4 protein-coding genes are annotated in these 2,174 nt (G+C 72.3%); all 4 read right to left on the reverse strand.

From position 1 onward, the window contains the following. Positions 1–84: 84 nt before the first annotated feature. On the reverse strand, positions 85–903 hold the full coding sequence (locus Q1K57_RS13560; protein ID WP_300083509.1) for a hypothetical protein: 819 nt from the start codon (positions 901–903) through the stop codon (positions 85–87). Beyond that, complete coding sequence (locus tag Q1K57_RS13565; RefSeq protein ID WP_300083511.1) at positions 903–1,187, reverse strand: hypothetical protein; 285 nt, start codon at positions 1,185–1,187, stop codon at positions 903–905. Before Q1K57_RS13565 ends, Q1K57_RS13560 begins: the two co-directional genes overlap by 1 nt. Continuing rightward, positions 1,184–1,939, reverse strand: coding sequence for a hypothetical protein (locus tag Q1K57_RS13570; RefSeq protein WP_300083513.1), 756 nt, complete (start codon positions 1,937–1,939; stop codon positions 1,184–1,186). Before Q1K57_RS13570 ends, Q1K57_RS13565 begins: the two co-directional genes overlap by 4 nt. Then, positions 1,936–2,174, reverse strand: a 239-nt coding sequence (locus Q1K57_RS13575; RefSeq protein WP_300083515.1) for a hypothetical protein, incomplete at its 5' end; no start/stop codon positions are given. The genes Q1K57_RS13570 and Q1K57_RS13575, both read right to left, overlap by 4 nt.

Consider the following 2,174-nt stretch of genomic DNA (forward strand, 5'->3'; position numbering starts at 1 on the left):
ATGGCCGCGGTCAGGCTGTCGGTGACCACGTTGGCGATAGCAGAGCCGACCAGACCGAACGGATCGATGGGCATGGTGGCTCCTTCAGTTGGAGGCGGCCGGCTGCCAGCCGGCCTCGACGGAGGCGTCCGAACCGGGCCACGTGGAGGGGGCCGGGGCGGGTGGGGCGCCGGGGCCGATCAGCCAGCGGTCGCCGGTCCACTGCATTCGCTCGCAGGTGCCGTAGCCCATGCGGGCCTCTGCCCTGAGGGCGGCGCGCACGTCGAGCAGCACGCACGCGACCACCCAGTCGGGGCCGTCGGTCCCCTTGATCTGGATGGCCGCGGGCGTGACGCTGACCAAGGTTCCGGGGTCCAACTGGTTTGAAGACTGCCGGGCGTGGGTCAGGAACGACTGCACGTTGCGGGTCTGCGACCAGTCCGCGGCGCCCACTCCGCCGGGCATCGCCCAGTCGCGGTAGACCTCCGTGGCCAGCGGGAGCGACATCGCGGACAGCACCCGCACCTCGATGGCCGCCAGCTGGGCGGCCGCGCCCTCGGGTGTGCGCGGGAAGCCGGACGACACACCGCTGACGCCAACGGTCGTGGCGGCGGGCAGCCTGATCGCGGGAGGCAGGGCGATCGCCACCCCCGGCGTGAGGCCGGCGTCCTGGGCCACCGTCGCCATCGGCGCTGCAGCAATGAGGTCTCGCCGCTGTGCAGGGTCGGCGTCCGCGTGAGCGCTGCTTTGGACGCCGTCGGGCGCGGTTCCCGCCGAGAAGCTGGACACCAGGGTGTAGCCCAGCCCGTACAGCAGGACGCCGCTCACCAGCAGCAGCCCCGCGAGGACGACGAGCAGCTGAGTGCGCGAGAACGGGACGACCTCGGCTGAGCTCGTCGGGCGGGGTGGGCGACGGCGGAACATCAGCCGACGCAGCCGTCGCCGAGGATGCCGTTGAGCATCCCGTAGCCACCCATCAGCACCACGGCGAGCACTAGGACGCCGGCGAGGCCGATGATGCCGCCCTTCGAGAGGTGCGGGGAGTGCGTGGCTCGTCCGACGAGGATCGCCCCGACGGACACCAGCGCCGCGATGCCGAACAGCCACAGCACGGACCACAGGACCATGCCCGAGATCTGGTCGGTGTAGGCGGCGACGCCCGTGGGCGCCACCGGGCAGATCTTCAGCGGGACGATCAGTGCGTTCATGTCGGTTCCTTTCGGAGGAGGGCGAGGACGTTCTGGGCCGCCTTGAGCAGCGGGGAGGGCAACGGGTCGGGAGTCAGGCCGGTGACCTGCAGACGAGAGTCCAGGGGGAAGTCGGTGACGTGCACGCGTGCGGGGATCCCGGCTGCGGCGACCTTGACCGGACGCGGCCAGCGCGTGGCCGTAGGCCCCACGACCACCCCGAGCGCGTCCCGGCCGAGGAGTTCGGCACAGGACTCCAGGCGGCGGATCCCGGGCACGGTGGCGTTCGTGACGAGGACGACGTCGTCGAGCGTGCGCTGCACTGACCCGAGCCACCCGGCGCCCGTTCCTGACACGGTCGTCCAGTTGGTGTCCACGAACGTCCACTCGACCGATGACTCGGTCGGAACGGGCACGGTCGCGTCGCCGGCGATGGGGCGCTCCAGGAGGACGTCGCCACGACTGCCGCGGCGCCACGGGCCCTCGGTCCCGAGTTCGGCATTGGCTGCGGCCGAGAAGCCGGACGCCATCGGAGGGCCGCACTCCACCACCCGCGCCGGTGCCCCGGATGCGGTGGCCAGCGCGAGCGCCACCGTGGACGCACCCACTCCGCCGGCGCAGCCCAGGACAGCGACCACCCGCTCACCAGGCGCTGGCGCCCACGCGGTCGCAACGCTCCGGGCGGTGGGCGCGGACCGGGGCCCGTGGGCGAACTCGCCCGCCTCGATCGCGCGCCACGCCTCTCGCAGTTCGGCCACGCTGTGGGCGGTCACGACGGGTCACCGCCCTGAGGTCGCCGATCCAGCAGTCCGGACAAGAGCATGGCCGGGGGCACCTTGGCCAGCTCACGTCTGGCCTTCTGCACATCCCGGAGCCTGCGCAGACAACCGTCTAGGTCGTCCAGGGTCTCCGGCTCCATGGCCGCGATCTTCAACAGGGCGGCCACGTCGGCCGGGGTGCTGGTCATCTCGGCATCACCTCCGCCATCCCTAACGGGCCGCGCCCGTC

The sequence above is a fragment of the Propioniciclava sp. genome (assembly GCF_029977985.1).
Classification (GTDB): domain Bacteria; phylum Actinomycetota; class Actinomycetes; order Propionibacteriales; family Propionibacteriaceae; genus Propioniciclava.